We start from the raw sequence: 19,888 nt of genomic DNA on the forward strand, positions 1-19,888 counted from the left end.
TGTGAAGCCAAATGCAAAGGGGTATTTTTACCCACCCAAAATTCTTTTCAATCCATGAACCACCAAGAAGCTGCCAAAAGGATCGCAGAACTCAGCCAACAAATCAATTATCATAATCACTTGTACTATCAAGAGAGCAGAATTGAAATATCTGATTATGAGTTTGATCAGTTGCTGGAAGAATTAATTCGGCTTGAAACCGAATATCCGGATTTATTGGATCCAGATAGTCCAAGTCAGCGAGTTGGTGGTACGATTACCAAGGAATTTCAAACTGTCGCGCATGAATACCGCATGCTTTCTTTGGGCAATACCTATACGATCGAAGAGCTTAAAGCCTTTGACGAACGCGTACAAAAAGGATTAGGGCATTCGGATTACGAATATTTCTGCGAAATGAAATTCGACGGAGTGGCCATCAGTTTAGTCTATGAAAATGGCAAATTAATCCGGGCAGTGACACGTGGAGACGGTACCAAAGGAGATGATGTCACAGCCAATGTGAGAACCATCCGAAACATTCCGCTTTCGGTAACTGGTAAAAATATACCCGAAAAATTTGAAGTGCGGGGAGAGATCTTTTTGCCTCATCGTGAATTTGAAAAAATCAATGCTGAACGGGCAGAAAAAGGAGACGCACTTTTAGCAAATCCTAGAAATGCAGCTTCGGGAACATTGAAAATGCAGGACTCCTCGGTCGTAGCCAAAAGGAGGTTGAATTGCTATTTTTATCAGCTTTTGGGAGAAAATATTGGGGTTGAAACCCATGCAGAAGCTATTCATCTAATTGAAAAATGGGGCTTTAATGTCTCACAGACCTACACAAAAGCCTCTAATGTGGAAGAGGTTTTACAATACATTGAAACCTGGAGAGAAAAGCGCCATACCTTACCCTTGGATACTGATGGTGTAGTTCTCAAAATCAATAATTATGAGCAAAGGGAAGAATTAGGGTTTACTGCTAAAATTCCTCGTTGGGCGATTGCTTACAAATACAAAGCGGAAAGTGCAGAGACCGAACTGCTGTCTATTACTTATCAAGTCGGGAGAACAGGAGCTATCACACCTGTTGCCAATTTAGCTCCGGTTAGCCTAGCCGGAACCACTGTAAAACGTGCTTCCCTCCACAATGCCAACGAAATCGAAAGATTAGGAATACATGAGGGTGATATAGTAGCCGTTGAAAAAGGCGGTGAAATTATCCCTAAAATAACAGCGGTTAATCTTCAAAAAAGGAAAGCTGGCACCCAGCCTATTCAATACATCCAAACCTGCCCTGAATGTGGAACTGCATTGGAGAGAAAAGAAGGTGAAGCAAAGCACTTTTGTCCCAATGCTGAATCCTGCCCTCCTCAGGTTTTGGGAAGAATTGAGCACTTTGTTTCTAAAAGAGCCATGGATATTGATTCATTGGGAACAGAAAGAATTCGAGCATTAATTGACCAAAAGTTCATCTCCAACTATAGTGATATTTACCTTCTGGAAACCAAGGAGCGTGAACTGCTGGGTTTGGAAATGAGCCAAGACCAATATGAAAAGGAAGGAAGTGGACTGCTCTATATTAAATTGGAAAAAGCACTTTTTGCTTTGACCGAACAAATTTCCTTCAAGCAAATTCAGGAGTACCTAGAAAGTGCTGCGGAACTACCTTTGAACGAAACCCTGAGAGGATTTCAGGAACAAATCAGAAAATGGAAGAAGAAGGTTCCATCCAACACCGGCATGGTGGATTATCTGATCAACTCCCTGAAGGATCATCGAGAACTTCCCAAGCTGGAAGATTATGTTCCGGTAGCAGTTGTGTTGGAAATATTTCTGGGAAGAAGAGTGGAATTTGAGAGAATCCTGGAAGCCAGCAAAAAAGAAGGAACTGTCCATGGGATCATTCTACGATTGAATTTGGAATTACCGGATGAACTTCGGGAGCGAATCAAAAAATTGAAGGCCAACACCTTTCAGGAAGGAGTTATTTCCAATATGCTGGAGGGTATCAAGGCCTCCAAAAACCAACCTTTTGAAAAAGTTTTGTTTGCCATCGGAATTCGAAATATTGGAGAAAATACAGCCCAGCTTTTGGCTAGACACTTCAAAACCTTGGACAATTTGCAAGAAGCGACTGAGGAGGAATTATTGGAGATTAATGGCGTGGGAGGCACTTTGGTTCAAAGTATCCAAGAGTTTTTTGCTAATCCTGAACATCAGAGAATACTTCAGCAGTTGAGAGATTTAGGTCTCAAATTCGAGGTAGAACAGGCGGATCAAGAGCCTGCAAGTCAATCCCTAGCCGGAAAGAAGATATTAGCTTCAGGCAAATTGGTAAACTTTAAGCGGGATGAGATTGTTGATTTCGTTCAAGCCCACGGAGGGCAATACATTTCTTCCGTTTCCAAAAATCTGGATTTTATTATAGAAGGTGAAGGAATGGGGCCTAGCAAAAAGGATAAAGCCCAAAAATTAGGTATTCCATTGATTTCAGAGGAAGAGTTTCTTTCTATGATTCAGGAATAATTCCTATTTTATTTAAGGTAGAACCAAACCACGAGGAAGCAATTATCTTTGCACCTCCAAATTCGAAAAGCAATGAACCAATTTTACGGTACGGGTGTGGCACTGGCCACTCCTTTTAATGATGATTACACCATTGATTACAATGGATTGGAAAAACTCATTGATCACACTATCAAAGGTGGAGTTGATTACCTGGTAGCATTAGGAACTACTGGGGAAGTCGCCACTTTGAATGCAACAGAGAAAAAACAAGTGTTGGCAGCTTGCCTAAAATATAATGCTGGAAGAGTTCCTGTAGTTTATGGAATTGGAGGGAATAACACGCAGGCAGTTCTGGATGAAATCGCCAATACAGATTTTACTGGAATTGACGCTATTTTATCAGTAAGCCCCTACTATAATAAGCCAAGTCAGGCAGGTATCATTGCACATTATCGAGCTATCGCTGATGCATGCCCTGTTCCGGTTATTCTTTACAATGTACCGGGAAGAACCATGTCCAATTTAAGTGCAGAAACTACACTTAGTTTAGCAAATCATCCAAATATCATAGGAATCAAAGAGGCTAGCGGAAATTTGGAGCAGTGCATGCGTATTGCAGCTGGTAAGCCTCAAGATTTTTTGCTAATCTCTGGAGATGACCTAATGACCAAAGCTCTGTATGGTATAGGAGGAGTTGGAGTCATTTCAGTTTTGGCGAATGCCCTTCCTGAAACCTTTCATAAATTATGTCACGGAACGGAGTCTGAAAGTAGAGAAGCAGCTTTTTCACTTTTAGAAATTAATGACCTAATGTATAAAGAAGGAAATCCTGTAGGAATCAAAAACCTGCTATGCCATCTGGGAATTTGTGATGATCAAGTTCGTCTGCCAATGCTAAGAGCTAGTATGGAATTAAATCAATTGATCAAGGCGGCTGCCCAAAAATTCAAATAAAGATGCAGCAAGCGCTATCCATACAGGAGCTGGGAGAGCTGATCAAATCTACGCTGGAAAACCAGCTGGATCCCACCTATTGGGTGATCGGTGAAATCGCTGATTTCCGACAGGCTCCTCAGGGACATGCGTACTTTGAATTAGCCGAAAAACAGGGCAACCAAGTTCTGGCCAAAATCCGTTGCAATTGCTGGCAGTTTACTTACCGTAGCATAGCTTCCCGTTTTGAAAGTTTGACCGGAACAGGAATCAAAAATGGGATGAAGGTCCTGGCTCAGGTCCAAATCACCTTTCACCCAGTCTATGGATTAAGCCTGAATGTAAAAGATATTGATGCTTCTTTCTCCTTGGGTGAAAGAGCTAGAATCCGTCAGGAAACCATCGATCGCTTAACCAAAGAAGGGCTGCTCAGACTAAATGCTTCCCGAGTTTTCCCTCAAGTCATTCAAAAAATAGGCATTGTCAGCAGCCCTACTGCTGCTGGATATGGGGATTTTATCAATCAACTGGAGCATAATCCTAAGGGGTATAAAATTTACCATACGCTGATACCTTCCATGATGCAAGGGAACGAGGCCGTTTCCAGCTTAATCAATGCTTTGGAAAAAGTTGAGGATTTGAAAGAAAGGTTAGGATTGGAAGCTATAATTATCATCAGAGGTGGGGGTGCACAGTTGGATTTAGATTGCTTTGATGACTATAGGCTAGCGGCCAAAATAGCCAACTCTTCTTTGCCTGTCTTTACCGGCATAGGACATGAAAGGGATGAAACAGTTGCAGATTTGGTTGCCCATACCAAATTAAAAACTCCAACAGCAGTGGCTGAATTTCTACTTTCAGGATTCAGAATTTTTGAGGAAAATTTAGGAATAGCCCTGACAAGATTGGACAGGCTAACCAGACAAAACATCAAGCTCGCTGACAATCTACTACATCAACAGAATTTAAGATTAAAAACTGCAGTTCAGAATAGGCTGACCTTGGAGAAAGAAAGGCTAAATGCCAAAAAAGACAGGATCAAAGCAAATTTGTCTACAAATCTCAATACACAGTCATTTCGTCTGGAGCAACTCCATCAGGCTTTAAAAAAGGCAGCCTCCCAGCAAATCTTGTCTAATGGTCAAAAATTAGAACATCTTGTGAAAAGCTTGAAAAGCTTAGATCCCAAAGCAATTTTTGAAAGAGGTTACACTCGAACAGAGTTGGATGGGGTTCCTATTCATTTGGTAAAGGATCTTGAAAAAGGACAGGAGATTCTTACAGTAAGCAATCAAAAAAAGATTAAAAGTACAATCACTGATATCAAAGAACTATGAAGGATTTAAATTATCAGCAGGCATTGGAGCGCATAGAGCTCATATTGGCACAATTAGAAGAAGGCAAAAAGAGTGTAGATGAACTTTCCGAATTGGTGAAAGAGGCGACAGAATTGGTCAGCTTTTGTAAAAAGAAGCTAAAAACTACCGAGGAGGAGATTCAAAAGGCTTTTGAAGAAGCCTGATTTTGGCATCTGGAACAATAATTTTCAGATATTCGAGTTTTTAATAAGCCATCTTTCAGGTACTTGGCATTTTTGTTGCCAAATTTGCAAAAGAATTAATTGAGCTTTAAGCTCTTTGAGACGTGATGAAAAAAGTATTTCAACTATTTCTGGCACTTTTATTTTTGGTGATATCTTCAAATTCTTACAGCCAGAACTTTTATAAAGAAAGGATTTCCAGAAACAATATCTTGACTGTGGGCGCTGGTCCATCGTTTTCTTATATTGATAATGGAGGACCTTACCGGACCATAGGCTTTGAGATTTTGCCTTCTCTTTCAGTAGCCTGGACCAAAAAGCTATCTCAGGTTTTTGACCTTCGGTATACGGTGGGATACCAATCAATTGCCAGTAGCGGCAATGCCAATTTGACAATTCAGGAAATTTGGAGACAAAATGAAGCTGCTTTTACGGCTAAAGGTTCAACCTTCTATCTGGATGTCATGCCAAGTATTAACCTAATCCCTTTTAGCAATCATATGCATAGGAGCAGGTTTAATATCTACGGAGGGGCTGGAATAGGTGTAATGGCTGTATCAACCAAACAAACAAAATCTTACAGCCCAGACGAGCGACCTACCAATGAAAGCTTGACCACGGCGTACGTGCCCGTAAGAGCAGGGTTAAGTTATAGGGTTGGTCCTTATTCCGATATAGCCGGAGAAGGCACTATGCTTTTGACATTTACGGATAACATAGATGGCAATGTCGGATTCAATCGGTTTGCGGACCATCTATTTCAGGCTCAAATCGTATTTAGACGCTATATTTTACCAAAAAATAAAGACTAAAAAAGGCCGGTTAAACCGGCCTTTTTTCATTGAACTTTTTCTGGAATGACTTGCAAAAATTTCCTTGGGATAGATATCAGCATATTCTGATAAATTCCCGGAATCCTAATCATGAAATAATCTTTATTTCCTTTCTCCACGCACTCCCCTATCATATTTTGTAGTGCTCCTCCAATCACTTGAACTTTTTCTCCCGGTTCAATTTCCGAACCATCTGTCTCGACAGCAACACCGGTTTCTACAACTCTTTTGATAATATCCAGGTCCTCTTCCCTCACTGTGGCATGCTGTCCGGAAAAATGAACAAACTTCACTGCTCCCGGTACTTGAAGACATTCCCAAAGTTGGTTTCTCTGGGTTTTTACGAAAACATAACCGTTGAATAGGGCTTTTTCTACTTTCTTTTTTCTGTCAGACCACTGTCTTAACTCAGTGACCAGAGGCAAATAAACTTCCCAACCCTTTTCTCTTAATCTTGTGGCCACCTTTTTTTCGGAACGTGAAGCCGTATACATCACATACCATTTCAAATCACTCATCTCTAAAATTTGTTTTGGGACTTCAAATCTACAAAATCCTATCTTCTCCCCATGAATAAACCTGAGTTTTCAAGTCCAAATTTAGATTCTTGCCTGATAGGTATACAATTGATAATAGCGTCCCTCTTTGCTTATTAGGTCTTCATGCTTTCCTCTCTCTGCTATTTCCCCATGCTCTATCACCAATATTTGGTCAGCTTGTCGAATAGTACTCAATCTATGTGCGATTACAAAGGTGGTTCTCCCCTTCATTAGTTCTTTCAAAGAAGCCTGTATTAAAGTTTCTGACTCAGTATCCAGATTTGAAGTGGCCTCATCCAAAATCAAAATTTTAGGATCTGCCAAAATCGCTCTGGCAATGGCTATTCTTTGCCTCTGCCCACCTGAAAGCTTCACACCCCGCTCCCCTATCAAGGTATCCAAACCGTCTTCGAAACGATCCGAAAACTCCTGTACATAGGCGGCATGAACCGCTTGCTGTAATTGCTCTTCGGTAGCATCAGGTCTCGGGAAAAGAATGTTTTCCCGAATGGTTCCTTCAAAAAGAAAATCATCCTGTAATACAACCCCTAATTTGGACCGGAAGGACTCCAAACTTACTTTTTGCAAGTCTTGATTATCTAAGTATATATTTCCAGAATCCGGATTTAAAAATGTGGCCGCAAGACCTGCTATAGTGGTTTTGCCCGAACCAGAAGAACCAACCAATGCTGTTACTGTTCCAGCCGGTGCGTGGAAATTGATATTCTTGATTACATCTTTTCCTGATTCATAGGCAAAGGAAACGTCTTCAAAACGAATATCCCCTTGAATGCTTTCAAGTTCAATGGTTCTTTCTTTATCATCAGATTCCAAAGGAGTATTCATGATTTCCTCTGTCCTATCAAGGCCTGCGAAGGCCTCAGTAAGTTGGGAACCTATATTTGACATTTGTACAATAGGTGCGATCATAAAACCTAGATAGAGCGTGAAAGCCAGAAAATCTCCGAACGTGATGTCCCCTTCCATGATCATCCAACCTCCGATACCCATAATGCCAGCAGAAGCCAGTCCCAAAAGTAAGGTGCCTGCTGAGGTCACAAAAGAAGTTGCTGTCAAACTCGCTTTCACGTTTTGGAACAACTCATCTACACCCTGTTGGAAAGTTTTTATTTCCTGAGCTTCAGCATTGAAGCCTTTGATCACTCGAATTCCTCCCAGGGTTTCGGTAAGCCTGCCTGTAACCTGAGCATTAATTTTGCCTCTTTCTCTAAAAATCGGTCTGATCCGTCCAAATGCTTTTAAGGAAACCAAACCGAATATTGCTACCGGAACCAAGACATACAAAGTCATCAAGGGACTAATGCTTATTAATAAAACCAGCGAAATGACTGAGGTAATCACTCCTCCTATCATTTGAGCAAAACCGGTTCCCACAAGATTTCTTACACCTTCCACATCAGACATGATTCTAGATACAAGTTCTCCGGTCTTTGCATTGTCAAAAAAACGAATGGGCAACTTGATGATATGACTTTGAACTTTAGACCGGAGCTTCGCAATGAGGTTTTGTGCCTCCACAGATAAAATCTGAGTCAAGGCATATGAGGTCAAAGATTGAATCACAATGGCTACTACCACCGCAATAATCAGCCATTTTAGCAAGTTCAAATCATTGGAAGGAATGACATTGTCCACCAAATATTTACTGGCTCCAGGAAGGACCAAGCCTGATAGCCTACTAATGATGATGAGAAAAAGACCTAAAAACAGGTGTTTTCTACGGGGCCAGATGATGGTGGTAAAAACCTGACCAATGGTTACTTTTCTTTCTGATTTCTGTTGCATGGGTGTAAAAAAAAGAAAACCCCGAAATCACTTCCGGGGTTCCAAATCAATTTTCTTCTTCTTTTAATCTTGGTTTTAACTCTACTGGATCAGTTGATTTCTTTCTTACTCGAATATTCAACAACTCCACACTCAAAGAAAAGAATACTGCGAAATAGATGTATCCTTTTGGAACTTCTTGGTGAAAGCCTTCCAAGAACAGCATAAAGCCAATCAATATCAGAAAGGATAATGCAAGAATTTGTAAAGTTGGGTGTTGGTTGATAAAGCGACTGATTTTCCCGGCAAATGCCATCATTATTCCCAAAGAGATTACAACCGCAATAATCATGATGATCACATGATCCACTAAGCCAACCGCAGTCAAAATACTGTCAAATGAAAAGATGATATCCAAGAATACTATTTGAGCGATGACTGAACCAAAGCTCTTCCCAGTATTAGCTTTTATTTCCTGAGGATCCCCTTCCATTTTATGGTGAATTTCCATAGTAGATTTAAAAAGAAGGAATAAACCTCCTAAAAGTAATATCAAATCCCTTCCACTGAAATCATATTCAAAAACCGTCAATAGTGGCTGGGTGAATCGTATTATATAAGAAATCCCTAATAATAGGCCTATCCTAAAAACCAAAGCCAGAGTCAATCCTAAATTTCTTGCTTTGGGCTGCTGAGCTTCCGGTAGCTTATTGGATACAATGGAAATAAATATGATGTTGTCTACACCTAATACTATTTCCAGAAATGTCAGAGTGAGAAGTGCGATCCAGGTTTCGGACTGCATGAATATTTCCATAGTGGGGTAATTTTTGGGCACAAAAAAGCCTGTCCAAAGTTAAGACAGGCTTTCCATGCTTTACTAAGTTTATTACTTCGTTTTAGGCAAAACGTTAGAAATCAAAGATACTTTTTCGATTGGCTCAGAAGCATTTGAATAAATTCTCACTACTGAGTTTTGCTTACCCATTTTTCCAGCTGAGTTGAAGGATACTTCGATTTTTGCTTTCGCACCTGGAGCAATCGGATCTTTAGGCCAAGAAGGAACCGTACAGCCACAAGTAGCCGCTACATTGGAAATAATCAATGGAGTAGTACCGGTATTCGTCAGTTCGAAAGTATGGGAAACCTTGTCACCTTGGGTAATATCACCGAAATCCACTGATTTTTCTTTGAAGGTAATTACTGCTCCAGATTCGCTTTGAGCATTCGCCTGGAAAGCAAAAACCATTGCAAAGAGGGTCAAGATCAATCCTAATTTTTTCATGATTATGTTAATTGTTGAGTTCAAATTTTTAATTCTAATTACTCTTTGAGGCTAAATTTCTAAAGCTTTCATCAAATATCCGAAAATACCTTGCCAAAATTCATGGAAAGGGAATGTTAAGTTTTCTAAATACCTGAATTCTTAACAAAGAAGCCTTGGGAAAAATTCACTAAATACAATTCCTCAGAGGATCTAGTGACTGCAGTATATAACCATCGGATGAAGTCTTTATCCACAGTATCATCAGGCAAATAGCCTTGATCTACAAAAACTGCCTTCCATTGCCCTCCTTGCGCTTTATGGCAAGTCAAAGCATAGGCGAACTTAACTTGTAATGCATTCAAATAGGGATCTTTTCGGATCATCTCCATCCGCTCAGTTTTATTTGCTATATCTGCATAGTCCTCAGAAACCTGCTCATACAAACTTTTATATTGCTCCCTTGTCAATGAGGGGCTGGGTGAATAAAGCGTGTCTAAAATGACTTTTGCCTCAAAGTGTGGTTCTTCTGGATAATCCAGAAGACGTAATTCCAAAGTCGCAAAGCGTAAGCCATAAAGCTCCTCAAAGGAGCGGATCTTCATGATTTCCGCCATATCCCCATTTGCTAAAAAGTTGACCCTATCCGAATCAGCCATATAGGTGTAATTGTTTTTCACGATCATTAGTAAATCACCTGAGCTGATCTCATCTTCAAAAAAGTGAATGACCTTTCGTATGTACAAATTGTATTGAACTGCATTCTTGTTGGACCGAGTGACGATTACTGTGTTTTCAGTCCCGTACTTGTCATAAGCATAGCGTAATCCATCCTCCAATTTTTCCCCAGTCATCTTGAAAATATCACGGAATTGAGAAGTCATGATCTGAACAGCAGGCTTTTCTTTCAAAACCTGATCTCTCAATTGGGTGGCATTAAATAGTATACCTGACTCCAACCTTTGGCGCATAACCTCGGTCAATTCAATCTGATCTGTTTGCAATCGGAAATAGCGAGTGAGGTAATTAGAATCCAATGCAGGACTGTATTCTGAGCCCACAGGAGGAAGTTGGGCTGTATCTCCCACCAATATCAATCGGTTACTTTCTTCACTAAAAACAAAGCGAATCAAATCTCCCAGCAAATTTCCCGACATTCCGCCATCATCTGCCAGCATAGAAGATTCATCTACAATAAATACAGTGTCTTTGTAATAATTTTTTTGTAGAACAAAGCCATTGGATAGAGCCCCCATTTCACCTTTTGGCTTATAGATAATCTTATGAATGGTATAGGCAGCCTTTCCACTATAATTACTCATTACTTTGGCAGCTCTTCCGGTAGGTGCCAATAAAAGAGATCTCATTTTTAGTTTGGGAAGGCTTTGAACCAAAGCAGAAATCACCGAAGTTTTTCCGGTTCCGGCATATCCTCTCAAAACAAAACAAGGCTTTTCCCCTGGTTCCAAGGAAAGAAAGGCATCCATTTTTTGGAAAAAAGAAGACTGACCGGAAGTGGGATCAAAGGGGAAATTTTTCCGGATCAATTCTGAGGCCTTCCAAGCAGCTTGACTATCTTTACCCATATTGACGAAAGTACATGAAGCAAGACAAAATCGGTAAGGAAATCACATCAAAATTTGGCAATCAACTTCGAACTAGAGTAAATGGGATTTTTATTCAGGATGAAAAAATCTTAATGATTCGTCATTTGATGGGAGACGACAGAATATTTTGGTCAGTTCCGGGAGGTGGTATGAATTACGGTTCCGATGCTAAAAATAATCTGAAGCGCGAATTCGCAGAAGAGACCGGCTTGACAGTAGAAATCGGGGATTTTCTTTTCGTTCACGAGTTTTTACGCCCACCTTTACACGCAATTGAGCTGTTTTTCGAAGTAAAATCGGGCTCAGGGCAAGTAAAATTGGGAAAAGACCCAGAATTAGAGGATAATCACCAAATAATTACCGAAATTGCATGGATGTCCATTTCAGAGCTCCGTTCATTGCCTCCAGAGTCAGTTCATCAAATCTTTTGGGGAATTAATTCCCTAAAGGACTTAGGATTGTGGAAAGGATATTTTAATTTTGAAAATAATTATCTAAAATAGCACGTTTTAAAAACCTTCAACCTTACCCAGATTTTAAAATTTCAACAAAATGAATTTAACCAAAGTATTATCCTTTGTTTTCTTCGCAGTAGCAATTGCTCTTGGCTATCTCCTCTATAAAGGCGTAGATGATGTCGTAGAAGAAGAGAAAAGAATCGCTCTTATCGAAAGTGCAATCATCGAAAAACTACAAATGCTTCGCGATGCACAGTTGGCTTACCAAGCATCTAACGGTAAGTATGCTGACAACTGGAATGATTTGAAAAACTTCATCCAAAACGGTGAAATCTGGTTGGTACAAAGAACTGAAACTACCAAATTATTGGATTACGGTAAGGAAGAAACTACTGTGACTTTCGATACCTTAGGTTCGGTAAATGTGATGGACTCTTTGTTCAACGAAAGAAAATATCCTGACTTCAACCTAGAGGCTCTGGCTGTTGTTCCTGGTTCTGGTGGTAAGACATTTGAGTTCTTTGCAGATAAAATCGAAAGAAACAACTATCAAATCAACGTATTTGAAATCAGAGACCCTGCTCCGATTAATCCTGAGAGAAGATTAAACAACAACGAAAAAGCATTAAGAGTAGGATCCAGAACTGACGCTTCTACTGAAGGTAACTGGAAATAATCCCCTCCTAATTTTGGAAAATACTCTCAAAGTATTCAAAAGTGATAAGTTTGATGTAGAGGATACAGCAAGTTTATCACTTTTTTTGTATCCCGACTTTTTGGTCATCTTCGCAAAAGATCAAAATCAATCCAACACGGGAATTCACTATTACCCAAAGTTGGACATTAAAAGCTTGGATCAATTAATCCTAACTGATCCATTGCTACGATTGGATGTGCCGGCCAGATTATTCATTCACCACCCAGGATTCAGCTTGGTTCCCGGAGTATTATACTCCTCAGGAAATGAAGCTCAATTCTTAAGTTTTTCCAAGGAAGTTCCGGATAACGCCTTTTACTTCAACACTCCATTGGATAGCAATAATTTGCAAGTGCTTTCCTATGTAGATGAAAAAATGAAGAAGCATCTGGAAGCCAGATTTTCAGATCTCAGTTTCTATCATGGATCCTGTTCATTCCTTTCTTACCTTTTCAAGGAAAGATTCAACCTGATCGGGCAGGAAATAATCGTCAATGTATTTGGGAAGCAAATGTATGTGGCGGCATTTACTGATCAGGAGCTTAGTACATTCAACTTGTTTGAGATTCAGTCTAAGGAGGATATTTTAAAATATGTTCTAATCCTGATAGAGCAACTGCATTACGACAGAAATCATGTGAGAATCAGTGTTTTTGGAATCCCTGCAAAAAGCGAAATCACCGAAAACTGGGGGAAACAATATTTTCAAAACTTCAGAATTCTGGTTCCTCATGCAAACCAAAATTATTCCCATGGATTCAAACATTTAAAAGATCTGGGGCTATTTGAGGTCTCTTGGCAATACCTTTAATTATGAGCAAAGTAGCAATCTTCCCCGGTTCTTTTGATCCTTACACCAAAGGGCATCATGACATTGTCATCCGCAGCCTGGATATTTTTGATGAGGTTATTATCGGGATCGGTTACAATTCAACCAAAAAAAATCGATACTTCGATATTGATCTGATGGTGGAAAAAATTGAATCTGTTTATGTAGATATGCCTAATGTGAAAGTGATTGTTTACAATGAACTGACCTCTACTTTAGCCAAAAAACACGGAGCAAACTTTTTAATAAGAGGTCTGAGAAATACTACAGACTTTGAATATGAAAATACCATTTCTCAGATGAATCGCTACCTCAACGAAGATCTGGAAACCGTTTTTTTAATCACCACCCCTCAATTCGCAGCAATCTCCTCTACTGTCATTCGTGAGGTACATAGATATGGTGGCGATGTGAGCGAGTTTCTACCCTACTCTATTTAATGCTTAAAGTGCTCTTTGAGAAAATGCTTGAAAAGCCATCTCATTGAAGGATATGAATTGATTAAAGCTGTTTTTGTCTCTGCTTCCGGAAACCAGCGAATGTCATCAATACCCTCTTCTTTTTGAGGCTTCATCTCAGTATCAGATACGCACTCCATCGCAAACCAATAGGTTTTCTTTAAAATACTCTTTCGGTTTTGAGTATAGGTATGCCAAGTATTACAAATAGGTTTTCCAGCCTTAACATGAATGGCGCATTCCTCTTCCACCTCTCTGACAGCACATTCTTTAGGGGTTTCGCCCTTTTCAAATTTCCCCTTCGGAAAATCCCATTTACCTAGTCTAAAAATGAGTAGAATCTGATTCTTTTTGGTCACTATACCCCCTGCTGCTTTGATTATGGAAAATCTACTCTTGACAGATTTTTTCAACTCATCCTTATTCCTGCTTACCAAAGTGACAGAGTCCAGATCTTTGAGTTTACGGGTACGAAGTTGATAGAGGATTTTGATAATCAAATCATGTGAGGGCTCCTGAAAAAGGATGTCTTCCTGCCACTGACTTGCAGGCGGAAGTTCTTCAGAATCCGAAAAAATTGCATCAAACTTCTTCTTAGGATTCAGATCTTCGAAACCGATCAAATCCATTGGTTTATCATTTACAAAAATTCTCATGGAAGAATCAGTACTGTTGATTGGGTAAGCGCCAAAAATGCATAAAAAAATCACTTACCACAACCCGAAACCATCATATTCACTTATTTTTGAAGCATGGAAATTTTAGACTCTTCAATTGCTGCTGAAGTAGCAGACCAACTCTTGCAAATCCAAGCTATCCGACTTCAACCCGAAAAGCCCTTTACCTGGGCCTCAGGATGGAAATCCCCCATCTATTGTGACAATAGACTTTCACTTTCTTTCCCCGCTGTCAGAGATTTGATAAAGGAAAACCTGGTGAAAAGTATCCAACATTTTTATCCGGAAGCAGAAGCCATTGCGGGAGTTGCTACTGCAGGTATTCCACAAGGAGCACTGATTGCCAATGATCTGAAGCTTCCATTTATCTATGTGCGTTCCAAACCTAAAGGACATGGAATGGAAAACATGATAGAGGGAAAAGTAACACCGGGACAAAAAGTAGTGGTCGTTGAGGATTTGGTATCTACAGGGGGAAGTTCCTTGAAAGCGGTACAGGATTTGAAAAATGCCGGATTTGAAGTAATGGGGATGGTAGCAATATTTAGCTATGGATTCTCTGTTGCGGATGATAATTTCGAGGAAGCAGGGATCAAATTGGTGGTATTGTCAAATTATGAAGCCATGTTACCTAGAGCTGTAGAAAAGAAGTATATCAGTGATGAGGTTTTAAAATCCCTTGAAACTTGGAGAAAAGATCCTGCTAACTGGACCCCTTAAGCACCAATATGGGACACTTTATTCTCTAATGAAAAAGTCAAAGTCTTCTCAGGCTTTGACTTTCTTTTTTAGGGACTTTCAAACCTTTTAGGATTCAAAAACACAAAGACAGGCATTTACTTTTCGAAAAATCCAATTGAACCTCCTACCCAATCTTTGTCTTTGTTAAACTTCACTCCTATCATTTCTCCCCTACTTAACCTGGACAAATTCCCCACTAAAGTTGGAGATTCATCATTTTCTGGCCAAAGCGCCAAGACTCTTACTTCTACTTTTACTCCTCCTGTTGGAGATTGAATTACGGGTTCATATTGCACTTTCTTTTGAAGAATATACAAATCCTTCTGCTTCACTTTTTCAATATCCTCCTTCCTCACATTGAATATTACTCCGGCTCCAGAAAAAGAAAAAAGAGGCTTTAATACGTAATTTTCCAAGTCCTCAGGAATTTCCTTTAACTCACTTAGCAAGGTGGTCTCAATAAAGTACGGCCCACTCAGATATGGTAAAATGAATTTTGAGATTCTTGTATACCAATTAGGGTGTCCTGCCCACTCCACATCCAATTCCTCTTCAAAGCTGAATTGCATCTTTAAATCAGGTCTGGCATTGAGTTCGTCAAAGATTACCCGATTGTAGATTCTCTTTATCTGAATTTCTTTCCCCTTGTCGTCTGTATAAAATAATTTCTTTCCCTCTTTTCTAATTTGAGTAACGCAAACAAATGGTACTTCCAAATCCTTTTTGCAGTAATAAAAATCAATTTTAGTATTCTGCTTTTCAGGTTCGATTTCCAATAAAATTACTTCTTCCGGCTTATGTACCCCGAGGACCACTTTTTTGAGAATTTCTAAATACTTTTCAGAATCTACTCCAGGGAAATAGGGTGTCAATTCGGAAAGGAATGGATAGGTCCTTTGAAATTTTTGATTCAGGTTATATTGAAAATTAAATACAGAAGGGAAACCCTGTACTTCAATCAGTTTGGGAGTCAATTTCCCATCCTCCATGCAGACACCAAAGTCAATGGCCAAAAACTGGGTATGTGCATCCTCATTGGGCACAGAAACATTCAGGTCAATCGCTTTTTGGGTCAATTGCTTGAAATCAGGCCTTTTGATGAATCGAATAACCTCCTGACTCGCTTCAATCAATTGCTTTTGAAACTCCTCTGGGATAAAAAAAGGAGTTTCCGCGATTCTAAAAGTCGGCCTATGATCAAAATCCCTGTCAATGGAATTTAAAAATTCAGCGTAAGATTCCTCTGAAAAATGCTGATTAAATAAACGCCTGAATTTTTCTATCATATTATTATATCATCACTTCCACGGAGCGATTGGTCAATTTTCGAATTGAATTAGCAAGGAAATTCGGAATCAATGTTTCATTGGTTTTGTAGATTTTCTCTTCGTCAACCAAATCCTCCAACATGCTTCTAAACTTACCCTTACCTTTTAATGCAATTATTTTCTCCCTTACATCAGGTTTTTTTAGATGGTTTAAAAAGGAAACTGGATCTGCTTCCGGGTGAAATTGAGTTCCCACAATTTCCTCAGAAAATCGAATAGCCATCAAGGCTCGCTCATACTCTACGTGATTTCGGATTTTCTCCAAAGCGATCACTTGAGAACCCAAAAGTTTGAATTTTCTCATTTTCGGCTGAACAACCTGAAAATCCCGGCTGTCCACAGCCCAAAAAGGATTGGGAAGATTCTGGAACAATGGATCTTTGATCCCATCGGCAGTTTTATGAATAGTCATTACACCAAAAGAGGTAGACTTTCTCATCGTAATCTCCCCCAAACCAAAGTGCTTGCAGGCCATCTGGAAAGAGTGGCAAATCAACAGTAGGTATTTCTTTTTACTATGGTTTTGATTCCAAATCCAAACCTGGTCCAAAAAATCATAGTATTTCAAGTCCCAATAGCCATTTCCTTCCAGTGGATTCCCTGGACCTCCCGTGGAAATAAACAGGTCGAAATCCCTGATTTCAGGAATCTCAGCCTTTCCTCTTACATCAAATATCTTATAGGTAACTTCCTTGGAAAAGCGCTCCACGATTTCTCGGATACAGCGCATTCCCTGATTGGGTTCCCCATCATACATATCCAAAATAGCCAATTGCAACTTTCGCTTACCCACCTTTAATTCATTTAAATTCCAGCTACAAAGGTACGCAAATGATTAGATCCCTTGGTTAAACTTGCCCGTGATATAATCGACTACTTGCTTTAAATCATTGGTCTTTTCAAAAACAGCCAATTGCTGATCAGCGCCTGTTCCATTTTTCAAAATGGTATGCACATATTCGATTTCGTTTCTGCTTCCCAACTCATCTACCACATCATCAATAAAATCAAGCAATTCCATGATCAGTTCGGTAGTAGGCACCTCGGTCTTCTTGCCAAAATCAATCAACTGTCCCTCTATTCCATTTCGGGCAGCCCTGAATTTGTTTTCTCTAATCAGTGCAATTCGGTAAATATTAAAGCTGGTATTGCTCATCAAAAGCTTGTAAAGCTTAGCCACTACCGCTTGAATAATGGCTACGATGCAAATTGTCTCATCAACCGTAAGGCACATGTCACAAATACGGAATTCTATTGTGCTGAAAAATGGATGCATGCGCAAATCCCACCAGATTTTCTTGGGATTATCTATGCAATTGGTTTTGACGAGGATTTCCAGAAAGTTGTCATAAGACTGTACCGAATCAAAGTATTCCGGTAATCCGGTTCTCGGGAACTTAGCGAAAACCTTGGCTCTAAAAGCTTTGAATCCCGTATTTCTTCCTTCCCAAAAGGGTGAATTTGTAGTCAATGCGTAAATATGGGGCAAAAAATAGCAAGCCTGATTCATCAATTGAAGGGCTACTTCTCTATTTTCTATTCCCACATGCACATGAAGTCCAAAGATTAAGTTGGACCTGGCAATATCCTTCAGCTCATTCACAATATTATGGTAGCGCGGATCATCAGTAATCTCCTGATCTTGCCACTTAGCAAATGGATGTGTACTCGCGGCACCTACTACCAAGTCTTGTTTTGCTGCCAATTCGGAGATTTTATTCCTCAAATAAGAAACTTCCTTTCTGGCCTCTCCTACGTTTTTACAGATATTGGTTCCAACCTCGACCACAGATTGATGCATCTCAGCCTTCACCTGTTCCCTAAGCACTATCTTCCCTCCATCCACAATTTTGGACATATGGGACCTGAGATCTCTGGTTTTGGGATCTATGATTTGATACTCTTCTTCCACGCCCAAGGTAAAGGGGGGAAGCTTTTTGATTGAAGCGCACATAGGCTTTTGGTTTGAGTTTTAGAAGCGCTTGGCTGCTTCTACAGAATTTCTCATGAAAGTTCCCCAAGTAAGATTCATCTTCCCCGGCTTTTGGGCTTTGGCGTAGCTGATCGCCATTTTCGCAGCCTCTTCCACTACCCAGTCAAAGTTTTCCTGACCAACCGAATTGATATCTGCATCTGGTGCAGGGTTACCGAAATCAATAGCATAAGGGATTCCGTCCCGAACAGCAAATTCCACGGTATTAAAATCGTATCCCAATCCTTTACATAGAGCTAGGGTATATTCCTTCACTTTTGCCAATAGCTTTTTGGAGGCAGGAGGCCCATCAATTACATAGCGAAGATGATGAGGATTTCGGGGTTCATACTGCATGATTCGAACAGCCTTTCCTCCCAAACAATAGACTCTGAAGTATTCATCAAACACAATTTCTTCCTGCAGCAACATCACCAATTGCCCGGTCTCAGGATGCTTTTGAAAAAACTCTTCTTTGTTTTCCAATCTATAAACATTTTTCCAGCCTCCACCTGCGTAAGGTTTCATGTAAGCCGGAAAGCCTATGTAATTGAACATGGAATCCCAGTCCAGAGGAGCTGCCAGATTTCTAAATGACTTACTGGTAGTGTCTGTTGGGTGTTCAGCTGACGGTAATAAAACAGTTTTCGGCAATGGAACTCCCAACTGATCTGCTAGGCAATTATTAAAGAATTTATCGTCTGCACTCCACCAAAAAGGATTATTGATCACTGCGGTGCCGGTCAAAGCAGCATTTTTCAAATATGCTCTGTAAAAGGGTACGTCCTGAGATATTCTATCTATAATGACAGCGTAATCAGTCAGTTGATTTTGTACTACCTTATCAATTTTGACAGCTTCAGCGACTATGCCTTTTTCTGCCTTTTGATTGACTCTCTCCACAAAAGCATGAGGAAAAGTATCTTCCATTCCGAAAAGTATTCCGATTTTTTTCATTGCTATTTATACCAAAGGGTTAATTAAATTTTATTCTACTGAGATAATGGGGAAACATTTCTTTCCACAAAGGCCAGTCGTGATGACGCTCTTGCCTCACATCCAGCCAATGATTCAAATTCTTGTTTTTCAGGCATTCATTAAGCTTGAGATTAGCATCAAAGCAGATATCCCAATTGGAAGTGCCTAAAACTATGTCCATATTCCAGAGCTCCCCATCCATCAAGCCGGGTAGGTATTCTAGAGGACTATTGTAATAAATATCATCATGATGATATCCGTCCATAAAATCCCGGATATTGAATGCCCCAGACATACTGAACATATGGCTCACATAGCCGGGATGCCGAAAAGCGAAATTGGCAGCATGATATCCTCCAAAACTACATCCCGCCATGACCACTTTTGCTACTGAGGTATTCAGTCTGATCCTTTCCACGATTTCATGACAAATCATTTTATCATAAGCTATATGATTCTGAATTCTATCGTGAGGGTGTATATTTTTATTATAAAAAGACTGAGCATCATTACTCTCAGGACAGTAAATCTGAATCAAACCCTGCTCCAAATACCAATGAGCTGAGCCGATCAAACCCATGTCCTTATTTTCGTGAAACGAGCCTTTGGAAGTTGGAAAAACTACAACAGGATATCCTGCATGACCAAAAACCAGCATTTGCACATCCCTGTGAAGGTTTGGCGAATACCACTTTATATATTCTTCTTTCATAAATAATCAAATAGACCTGATGAGTTGATAGGTCTATTGGTAAAAAC

At 39.9% G+C, this 19,888-nt stretch carries 21 protein-coding genes; 10 read left to right on the forward strand and 11 right to left on the reverse strand.

The window, feature by feature from the left end; translation table 11 throughout:
• Positions 1 to 54 precede the first annotated feature (54 nt).
• The 5 genes from ligA (at position 55) to B2906_RS15215 (ending at position 5,775) form a co-directional block, all read left to right on the forward strand.
• Positions 55 to 2,508 carry an NAD-dependent DNA ligase LigA gene (gene ligA / locus B2906_RS15195; protein WP_286941075.1) on the forward strand — a complete coding sequence of 818 codons (2,454 nt, stop codon included), beginning with the start codon at positions 55 to 57 and terminating at the stop codon, positions 2,506 to 2,508.
• Between the two features lie 72 nt (positions 2,509 to 2,580).
• Positions 2,581 to 3,444, forward strand: a complete 864-nt coding sequence (gene dapA / locus B2906_RS15200; protein ID WP_286941089.1) for a 4-hydroxy-tetrahydrodipicolinate synthase — start codon at positions 2,581 to 2,583, stop codon at positions 3,442 to 3,444.
• A gap of 2 nt (positions 3,445 to 3,446) precedes the next feature.
• Positions 3,447 to 4,760 (forward strand): exodeoxyribonuclease VII large subunit, encoded by a 1,314-nt coding sequence (xseA, locus tag B2906_RS15205; RefSeq protein ID WP_286941103.1) that lies wholly within the window; start codon positions 3,447 to 3,449, stop codon positions 4,758 to 4,760.
• Complete coding sequence (xseB, locus tag B2906_RS15210) at positions 4,757 to 4,945, forward strand: exodeoxyribonuclease VII small subunit (RefSeq protein WP_219959315.1); 189 nt, start codon at positions 4,757 to 4,759, stop codon at positions 4,943 to 4,945. Before xseA ends, xseB begins: the two co-directional genes overlap by 4 nt.
• Before the next feature lie 125 nt (positions 4,946 to 5,070).
• Positions 5,071 to 5,775, forward strand: a complete 705-nt coding sequence (locus B2906_RS15215) for a hypothetical protein (RefSeq protein ID WP_219959316.1) — start codon at positions 5,071 to 5,073, stop codon at positions 5,773 to 5,775.
• A 26-nt stretch (positions 5,776 to 5,801) separates the two neighbouring features.
• Here B2906_RS15215 and B2906_RS15220 read toward each other — a convergent pair whose 3' ends face one another.
• From B2906_RS15220 to B2906_RS15240, 5 genes are all read right to left on the reverse strand, one after another.
• Complete coding sequence (locus tag B2906_RS15220) at positions 5,802 to 6,314, reverse strand: UpxY family transcription antiterminator (protein ID WP_219959317.1); 513 nt, start codon at positions 6,312 to 6,314, stop codon at positions 5,802 to 5,804.
• 81 nt (positions 6,315 to 6,395) lie between these two features.
• Entirely contained in the window at positions 6,396 to 8,141 is a 1,746-nt protein-coding gene (locus B2906_RS15225; protein WP_286941127.1) for an ABC transporter ATP-binding protein, read from the reverse strand.
• 46 nt (positions 8,142 to 8,187) lie between these two features.
• Positions 8,188 to 8,937, reverse strand: coding sequence for a TerC family protein (locus B2906_RS15230; RefSeq protein WP_219959319.1), 750 nt, complete (start codon positions 8,935 to 8,937; stop codon positions 8,188 to 8,190).
• A gap of 72 nt (positions 8,938 to 9,009) precedes the next feature.
• Complete coding sequence (locus B2906_RS15235; RefSeq protein WP_091655199.1) at positions 9,010 to 9,405, reverse strand: DUF1573 domain-containing protein; 396 nt, start codon at positions 9,403 to 9,405, stop codon at positions 9,010 to 9,012.
• A gap of 125 nt (positions 9,406 to 9,530) precedes the next feature.
• Positions 9,531 to 10,970, reverse strand: a complete 1,440-nt coding sequence (locus B2906_RS15240) for an ATP-dependent DNA helicase (RefSeq protein WP_219959320.1) — start codon at positions 10,968 to 10,970, stop codon at positions 9,531 to 9,533.
• Between the two features lie 14 nt (positions 10,971 to 10,984).
• On the opposite strand from B2906_RS15240, the gene B2906_RS15245 reads away from it, so the two are divergent.
• Genes B2906_RS15245 through coaD form a run of 4 tightly spaced genes read left to right on the forward strand, consistent with a single transcriptional unit; the run spans position 10,985 to position 13,415 of the window.
• Positions 10,985 to 11,494, forward strand: a complete 510-nt coding sequence (locus tag B2906_RS15245; RefSeq protein ID WP_091655197.1) for an NUDIX domain-containing protein — start codon at positions 10,985 to 10,987, stop codon at positions 11,492 to 11,494.
• Positions 11,495 to 11,543: 49 nt separating this feature from the next.
• Positions 11,544 to 12,125, forward strand: a complete 582-nt coding sequence (locus B2906_RS15250; RefSeq protein WP_219959321.1) for a hypothetical protein — start codon at positions 11,544 to 11,546, stop codon at positions 12,123 to 12,125.
• A gap of 13 nt (positions 12,126 to 12,138) precedes the next feature.
• Positions 12,139 to 12,957 carry a DUF3822 family protein gene (locus B2906_RS15255; RefSeq protein ID WP_219959322.1) on the forward strand — a complete coding sequence of 273 codons (819 nt, stop codon included), beginning with the start codon at positions 12,139 to 12,141 and terminating at the stop codon, positions 12,955 to 12,957.
• A 2-nt stretch (positions 12,958 to 12,959) separates the two neighbouring features.
• On the forward strand, positions 12,960 to 13,415 hold the full coding sequence (gene coaD, locus B2906_RS15260) for a pantetheine-phosphate adenylyltransferase (RefSeq protein ID WP_091655194.1): 456 nt from the start codon (positions 12,960 to 12,962) through the stop codon (positions 13,413 to 13,415).
• Here the strand turns inward: coaD and B2906_RS15265 are convergent.
• Complete coding sequence (locus B2906_RS15265) at positions 13,412 to 14,089, reverse strand: NUDIX hydrolase (RefSeq protein WP_286941179.1); 678 nt, start codon at positions 14,087 to 14,089, stop codon at positions 13,412 to 13,414. The genes coaD and B2906_RS15265 overlap by 4 nt on opposite strands.
• Before the next feature lie 96 nt (positions 14,090 to 14,185).
• Between B2906_RS15265 and pyrE the strand changes: the two genes are divergently transcribed.
• A complete protein-coding gene (gene pyrE, locus B2906_RS15270) occupies positions 14,186 to 14,830 on the forward strand; it encodes an orotate phosphoribosyltransferase (RefSeq protein ID WP_091655192.1) in 645 nt (214 codons plus the stop codon).
• A gap of 116 nt (positions 14,831 to 14,946) precedes the next feature.
• On the opposite strand, the gene B2906_RS15275 is transcribed toward pyrE, so the two are convergent.
• The 5 genes from B2906_RS15275 to B2906_RS15295 are packed head-to-tail and all read right to left on the reverse strand — an operon-like array spanning position 14,947 to position 19,841.
• A complete protein-coding gene (locus B2906_RS15275; RefSeq protein ID WP_219959324.1) occupies positions 14,947 to 16,137 on the reverse strand; it encodes a hypothetical protein in 1,191 nt (396 codons plus the stop codon).
• A gap of 4 nt (positions 16,138 to 16,141) precedes the next feature.
• A complete protein-coding gene (locus B2906_RS15280) occupies positions 16,142 to 16,972 on the reverse strand; it encodes a type 1 glutamine amidotransferase (RefSeq protein ID WP_255590670.1) in 831 nt (276 codons plus the stop codon).
• Between the two features lie 42 nt (positions 16,973 to 17,014).
• A complete protein-coding gene (locus tag B2906_RS15285; protein ID WP_219959325.1) occupies positions 17,015 to 18,133 on the reverse strand; it encodes a carboxylate-amine ligase in 1,119 nt (372 codons plus the stop codon).
• Between the two features lie 18 nt (positions 18,134 to 18,151).
• Positions 18,152 to 19,108, reverse strand: coding sequence for an ATP-grasp domain-containing protein (locus B2906_RS15290; protein WP_091655190.1), 957 nt, complete (start codon positions 19,106 to 19,108; stop codon positions 18,152 to 18,154).
• Positions 19,109 to 19,127: 19 nt separating this feature from the next.
• A complete protein-coding gene (locus B2906_RS15295) occupies positions 19,128 to 19,841 on the reverse strand; it encodes an esterase family protein (protein WP_219959326.1) in 714 nt (237 codons plus the stop codon).
• Positions 19,842 to 19,888: the final 47 nt, after the last annotated feature.

The organism is Algoriphagus sp. UBA3586 (assembly GCF_002376385.1).
GTDB classification, from domain to species: Bacteria; Bacteroidota; Bacteroidia; order Cytophagales; family Cyclobacteriaceae; genus Algoriphagus; species Algoriphagus ornithinivorans.